The 7691-nt window shown below is 72.7% G+C and carries 2 protein-coding genes; both read left to right on the forward strand.

Going from position 1 to position 7691, the window contains the following annotated elements; genetic code table 11:
• On the forward strand, positions 1-661 hold a 661-nt coding region (locus tag AruCF_RS09025; RefSeq protein ID WP_167385873.1), incomplete at its 5' end, for a FecR family protein.
• Between the two features lie 185 nt (positions 662-846).
• Positions 847-7691: two-partner secretion domain-containing protein (locus AruCF_RS29460; RefSeq protein WP_167385874.1), on the forward strand; the 6845-nt coding region annotated here is incomplete at its 3' end.

The following is a 7691-nucleotide window of genomic DNA, read 5'->3' on the forward strand; positions in this document are numbered from 1 at the left end:
GCTGGCGTTCAAGCCGCCGCTGGGCCTGTGGCCGGCGGTGGATGAATTGACCGCGGATGTGCGCAGCGGCACCGGCGAGCAGCGCCGCGTGGCGCTGGCGGGCGACGCCAGCGTGCAGCTCAATACCCAGACCCGCATCAACCTGTCGCGCAGCGGGTCGGCGCAGCAGATCGATCTGCTGGCCGGCGAAGTCGAGCTGCTGACGGCCGGCCAGCCGGTCAGCCTGACGGCGGGGGCCGGCCGCGTCAGCACCGCCTCGGGCTGCGTCAACGTGCGCTACACCGACGGGCAGGTGCGGGTGACCTGCCTGGAGGGCAGCGCCCGCGTCAGTCTGCGCCAGGACGCCATGGAATTGACCGCCGCGCAGCAGGTGGTGCTGGGCGCGGGCGGCGCCAGCGGGCCCCGCCGGGTCGACCCCGAGCAGGTCACGGCCTGGCGCCGCGGCGTGCTGCAGTTCAACAACGTGCCGCTGGCGCAGGTGGTCGACGAGATCAACCGCTACCGCCCCGGCCGCATCGTGCTGGTGAGCGACCGGCTGGCGGGCAGCCTGGTGCAGGCGCGCTTTTCGCTGGATCAGCTGGCCGACGCGGCGCTGTTGATCCGCGATGCCTATGGCGCCCAGGTCACGTCGCTGCCGGGTGGCATCGTGCTGCTGAGCTGAACGCCGTCGCGCGCGTTGTCCCAAACGTGAAATATGAATTTTTTGTGAAAAGGCGCAGTCGATGACGCTTGAAGCGGTCTAGGCACCCATGCGCAGAATCGCCCGGTCCGCGTCGCCGTTTTTTCCCGGCGAACCGGTCCTGGCGCTGCAGATGCCAGATCCGATTCCAGGAAGGAAAAGCCGTCATGCCCAGCCGTAGTCACGCCCTAGCCCCCCGCAGTTCCCCTCGGCGTTCGCGCCGTCCCGCCTGGCGCCTGACGCCGGTGACGCAGGCGTTGGCGGTGCTGCTGGTGGCGGGCGGCTGGAGCGGCGCGGCGCAGGCCCAGCCGCGCGCCTTCAGTCCCGGCTGGTTCGCCGACAAGGGCGCGGTGCAATCGACCGCGCAGCGCACCGGCCGCATGCCCGACGGCAGCCTGGCCGGCATTGGCGACAGCGCCCGCCAGCAGGCGCAATCGCGCCAGCAGCTGCAGCGCTCGCTGGATAACCTGAATCGCACCGCCGCGGCGGTGGCCGCGCAGCAGGCGGCGCAGGCGGCGGCCCGCGCGGCCGCGGCCGCCAACGGCACGGACGTGCCGGATGGACTGGCGCGCGGCGGCCTGTGGATCGCGGAGGGCGCGCAGGCCAAGTGGGAAGGCGCCAACAAGCCGACCACAGGCACCGACGGCGGCCGACAGCTGGTGACGATCGAGCAGACGCAATCGCGCGCCATCTTGAACTGGGACACCTTCAACGTCGGCCGCAACACCACGCTGCGGTTCAAGCAGGGCGCCGACGACGCGGTGCTGAACCGGGTGGTGGGCGCGGCGGCCCGGCCCAGCCAGATCCAGGGCGCGATCCAGGCCGACGGCACGGTGTTGGTGGTCAACCAGAACGGCGTGATCTTCAGCGCCACCAGCCAGGTCAACGCGCGCAACCTGGTGGTGGCCGCCGCCACCATGAGCGACGCGCAGTTCCGCGAACGCGGCATCTACGCCGACGCCGACGGCACCATTCCCACTTTCAAGGACGCGCTCGGCAAGATCGAGCTGCAGGCGGGCGCGCGCCTGACCACGGCCACGCCCGGCAGCGCCACGCGCGGCGGCGGCTACGTGCTGCTGGCCGGCAAGGAAGTCCGCAACGCCGGCGAGATCAGCACGCCGCAGGGCCAGGCGCTGTTGGCGGCGGGCGACAGCTTCATCATCCGCCGCGGCCAGGGATCGGACAGCAACATCGCCTCCACCACGCGCGGCAACGAGGCGCAGGCGGCCGGCGCCGGCCTGGTGCGCAACACGGGGCTGATCCAGGCGCCGCAGGGCGATGTGACCCTGACCGCGCAGCGCGTGGAGCAGGCCGGCGTGCTGGTGTCGACCACCTCGGTGGACGCGCGCGGCACCATTCACCTGGACGCGCGCGGCAACGGCGCGGCGGTGACGCTGGCCGAGGGCGCGGTGAGCGCCATCCTGGTGGACGCCAGCCTGACGACCGCGCTGGACGGCCAGCGCGCCAGCCTGCTGCAGCCGGCCGTGGGCGGCAACACCGCGCTGATCGCCGGCGACGAATTCCGCCGCGACCTGTCGCTGCTGCGCATCAGCAGCCAGGGCACGGTGGACTTCCAGGGCGGTTCGCTATCGCTGGCCACGGGCGGGCAGGTGGCGGTCAAGGCCGATGGCCGCGCGCTGGTGCGCGACGGCGCGCGCATCGACGTGGGCGGCGCGGTCGGCGTGATCGTGTCGATGGAGTCCAACAACCTCAAGATCAACCTGCAGGGCAACGAACAGCGCGATGCCCCGATCAACCGCGACAGCAAGCTGCTGAACAACAGCGAGGTGTGGCTCGATCGCCGCGACCTGGTGCGCCTGGCGGCGGGCAGCGGCGGCAACGATGCCGACCGCTGGTACACGGCCGGCGGGCTGCTGGAAGTGGGCGGTTACCTGGGCACGCTCGGCGTGCCGGTGAGCCACTGGCTGGCGCAGGGCGGCGTGGTGCGTTTCGATGGCGCCGAGGTGGTGACGCAGGCCGGCTCGGCCATCAACCTGTCGGGCGGCACGCTCGACGTGCAGAGCGGCGAGATCCGCCAGAGCTGGCTGCGCGGCGAGGACGGCCGCCTGTACCTGGCCGACCGCGCGCCGGGCGACCTGCTCTACACCGGCCTGTACCGGGGCTACGAGGCGGTGTCGCGGCGCTGGGGCGAGAACGCCACGCGGCGCTTCTACAACCCGCTGATCGCGCCGCCGACCCGCTACGAATCGGGCTACACCGTGGGCCGCGACGCCGGCGCGCTGGTGGTCTCGACCCGCAACGCGGTGCTCGATGGCGACGTCATCAGCGCCACCTATCAGGGCGACCGCCAGACGCGCGCGCCGGTGACCGGCCAGGACGGCTACAGCCAGTCGCACCGCAACGCGGCGCGCGCGGCGCAGTTCGTGGTGGGCACCTACAAGCCTTATTACGACACCGCCGGCAACTTCCTGCGCTATCAACTGGGCGCCGGCGGCGCGGCCGCCGAGGTGGTGGTGGGCCGGGATCTGGCGGGCCGCTCCGCCGGCCTGGACCTGGGCGATGCGCTGCCCGCCGACCTGAAGGGCAAGGTGTTCCTGGATGCCGATCGCCTGAACGGCTTCGGCCTGGGCGCCATCCGCCTGGCCGCCACACGGGCCGTCCGCGTGGATGCCGGCTTGCGCAGCGCCGACGGCGGCGAGATCACGCTCTACGCGCCCACTGTCGACATCAATGCGGATCTGGTCAGCCGCGGCGGCCTGATCCAGGCGGGCAACACGCTGCGCCAGCCGGGCACGGCCGGCCGGCTCGAAGATGTTTCGCTGCTGCCGACCAATAATGCCAAGGCCGCGCTGCGCGTGGCGGGCGACGTCGTGCTGGATGCGCGCGGCGTGTGGAGCAACCTGAAGGAAGATCCTTCCGCGCAGCGCGGCCTGGCCGTCATCGACGGCGGCCGCGTGTCGCTGCGCGGCACGGGCGACGTGGCGCTGGCGGCGGGCAGCCTGATCGATGTGTCGTCGGGCGCGGCGTTGCTGACCAGCGGCGCGTTGCAAGGCGGGCGCGGCGGCAGCGTGACGCTGGAAGCCAACGCCGTCAGCACGCAGCCGGCCTCGGGCGGCAAGGTGGCGCTGGCCGGCGCGGTGCGCGGCTATGGTGTGAGCGGCGGCGGCGCCTTCAGCCTGGCCAGCGGCGGCGCCCTCGTGCTGGGCGGCCCCGCCGATGGCCTGGCGGCCGATGCGGTGCGGCTGGATCCGTCCTTGTTCCAGGCCGGCTTTGCCAGCTATGACCTCAACGGCCATGGCGGCCTGCGGGTCGCCGATGGCGCGGATATCGCCGTCGCCATGCCGGTATGGCGCATGCGTCGGGAGGGCGGCGCGCTGCCGCTCACGGGCACCGACCCGGCCGAGGCCCTGTCGCTGTGGACCCCGCCGCTGTACACGGAAGATCCCAAGCGCGGCAAGCTGACCCAGCGTGGCGGCGCCAGCCTGGCCCTGCGCTCGGACCGTGACGCCCTCGGCGGCGTGCTCGAAATTGGCGCGGGCGCGCGGCTGGCGGTGGACCCGGGCCAGTCGATCCGCCTTGCCGGCGGCGACCAGATCACGGTGCTGGGCCGCCTGGTGGCGCCCGGCGGCCTGATCTCTATCCTGGACACTCGAGTTGACTCGCAGCAGAACTACACGCCCCAGGCCAACGGCCGCTCGGTGTGGATCGGCGAGCGCGCGGTGCTGGACGTGGCCGGCGACAGCCATGTCGCGCTGGCCACCGACGGCCGCCGCTATGGCGTGGCGCGCGCGGGCGGCAGCATCGAGATCGGCGGCATGCTGGACTGGGAGGCCGATGCCTACGCCCCGCGCCGGCCGATGGACCGGCACCTGATCCTGCGCCCCGGCTCGCTGCTGGACGCGTCGGGCGCGCAGGCGCTGGTGGACCTGCCCGGGCGCGGCGCCACGCTGCTGGCCTACAACGGCGGCAGCATCGTGCTGGCGTCGGCCAACAGCCTGTACCTGGACGGCGACCTGCGCGCCATGGCGGGCGGGCCGGGCGCGGTGGGCGGAACGCTGGGCGTGGCGCTGGCGCCGGCTTTCTACCAGAGGAACCTGGCCGAGGCCGCGGTGTTGACGCCGCGCGTCCTGACGCTGTCGCGGCAGAAGGGGGCCTCGCTGCTGCCCGCCGGCCTGCGTCCGGGCGAGTCTGGCGCCGACCTGCGCTATGGCGCCGGCGGCCTGGGCGTGGACCAGGTCCAGGCCGGCGGCTTCGGCAACCTGGCGTTGTTCGCGACGGTAAGGGCCGACAGTGGCCTGACGCTGGCCATGCCCCAGAGCCTGCGCCTGTCGGGTCCGCTGATGTTGAGCCAGAGCGCGCCCGAGGGCAGCGTGGTGGCCCTGTCGGCCCCGTACCTGTTCCTGAATCACGCGGCCTATGCGCCGCCGCTGGGATCCGACAGCGTGGTGCAGGTCGGCATGGTGGCGCCGGACTGGCTCAAGCGCGGGCATCGCCTGGTGCTGGACGCCGGCATGATGGATCTGCGCGGCATGCGCGACTTGCGCAGCTTCGATGACGTCCAGGTCAACCTGGCCGGCGACCTGCGCCTGACGGGCGTGTCCGTGGGCCAGGACTTCAATGGCAACACGCTGCTGGCCGCGCCCAACCGCCTGACCATCACCGCGGCCCAGATCTATCCCGCCACCGGCAGCGGCGGCGGGATTGCGGCGGGCGAATACTACGGGCAAGGGGGCGGCAATGCGCTGAAGAATCCGGATGCGGTGCTGACGATCCGGCGCGCCACGGAGGGCATGCCCGACATGCCGTATTCCGCCTTCGGCGCGGTGACGTTGTCGGGGCCCAATATCGTCCAGGGCGGCGTGGTGCGCGCGCCGCTCGGCTCGATTGTCTTCATGGGGCCCGAGGGCGCGCCGTCCAGCGTGCGTTTCCTGGCCGGCAGCGTAACGTCGATCAGCGGGCAGGGGCTGGTCATGCCTTATGGCGGCACCACCGACGGCATCAAGTACCTGTACGGCGGACAGGAGATCCGGGTCGCGGGCGTGGGCGGCAATGACCTGAACGGCGCGCCGTCCCGCATGATCCAGATCAACATGAAGTCCATCGCGGCCGACGCCGGCTCGCTGCTGGACCTGTCCGGCGGCGGCGAACTGACCGGCGCCGCGTTCGTGCGCGGACGCGGCGGTTCGGTGGACGTGCTCAAGTACGCCATGGCCGACGCCAACCCCGGCTTCGGTTTCAGCAAGTCCGGCAGCGCCGTCTATGCCATCGTGCCGGGCTTCGGCGGCGACTATGCGCCGGCCACGAAAGATGCCGCCATGCCTGCATACGGCCAGCGCGTCACCATCGGCGCCGGCGTGCCGGGGTTGCCGCCCGGCACCTACACGCTGTTGCCCGCCAATTTCGCCCTGCTGCCGGGCGCCTTCCGCGTCGAGGCCGGTGCGCCGGGCGCATTCGACGCCGCGCAGGCCGCGCCGACCCGTGGCGGTTCCTGGGTGACCACGGGCCGGATGACGGCGCCGGGCGTCAATCCGGGCGCGGTGCCCGCCAGCCAGCTGCTGGTGACGCCGGGCGCCGTGGTGCGCCGCCACGCGCAATACAACGAAACCTCGTACAGCGCCTTCCTGGCGGCGAACGCGGCGCGCACCGGCACGCCGTTGCCGATGCTGCCGGCCGACGCGGGCATGCTGCGCCTGAAGCTGACGCCGGGGGCGGGCCGCGAGGGCACGCCGGCCCTGGCGTTCGGCGGCGAGGCGCGCTTCGCCGCGGCGCCGGGCAGCAGCGGCGCGGGCGGCACGCTGGCCGTGGACGTGCGGGGCGGCGGCCTGGAAATCCTGGGTCCGGGGCAGGCGCCGGCCCTGGCCGGCCCTGGCGTGGCGGTCTCGGCGGACGCGCTCAATGCCTTGCGTCCGGCCCGCATGGTGCTGGGCGGCGTGATAGGCGCCTCCACCCAAGCCGATGCGCTCGGCGCGATCAGCCTGGGCGGCGATTCCCAGCGCGTGCTGGTGCGCGGCGGCGCCAGCCTGTACGCGCCGGAGTTCGTGCTGCTGGCGCCCACCAACGGCAATATCACCGTTGAGCAGGGGGCCGTTCTGTCCACCGTCGGAATGGGGGCGGCGCCGCAGGACGCGCGTGGCGGCTATTACTACTCGCTCCAGTCCAATGGCGCGCTGGTCCTGTCCAACGGGCTGGTCAACCTGCGGCCGCCGGCGCAGGATGGCCGCGTGGCCATCGACATTGGCGCCTGCGCGGGTGTTTGCACGGGAACCACGCGCCTGGTGTCGGAAGGCACGATTGGCGCGGCCACCAACGGCGCCTTTACCTTGCGCGACAACGTCGAGTACGGCACGCGCAATCTGATGCTGAGCGTGTCCGGCCTGAACCTGGGCTCGCCGCAGGCGCTGGCCCAGGCCGCGGCGGCAGGACAACTGCCGCCCGGCCTGGCGCTGGACCAGGATGCCCTGGCGCGGCTGTTGCGCGGCAATACGGCGCTGGGCGCGCCCGCGCTGGAGAGCCTGATTCTCAATGCGGGAGAGTCCATCAACGTCTATGGCGCGGTGACGCTGGACACCCGCGCCGCGGCCGGTCCCTCGGCCTTGCGACGGCTGGTGCTGGGCGCGCCGGCCGTATATGGCTACGGCGCGGCCGGCGACACGGCGCGCATCAGCGCGTCGGAAGTCGTCTGGGCGGGCGCCGTCATGGCCAATCCGAGCGGCAATGTGCCGCTGGGCTACGACACCCCCGCCGCGCCGGGCGGCGCGGTGCTGGACCGCCTGGGCGACGGCAGCCTGACCATCGCGGCCGACGTCATCCGCTTCGAACATGCGCCCTATACGGTGCCGGCCACGCTGGTGCCGGCCAACCGGCTGGCGCTGGGCTTCGCCACGGTCAACCTGGAAGCCGCCCAGATGATCACGGGCGCGTCGACGGGCAACCTGCAGGTCTATCACAAGCAGAACGGCTACGTGGCGGGCGAAGGCTGGCGCTACCAGGGCGGCGATCTGACGCTGCGCACGCCGCTGCTGACCGGCGAGGCGGGCGCGACGCTGGCGCT

It is taken from the genome of Achromobacter ruhlandii, assembly GCF_002082135.1.
Classification (GTDB): Bacteria; Pseudomonadota; Gammaproteobacteria; order Burkholderiales; family Burkholderiaceae_B; genus Achromobacter; species Achromobacter ruhlandii.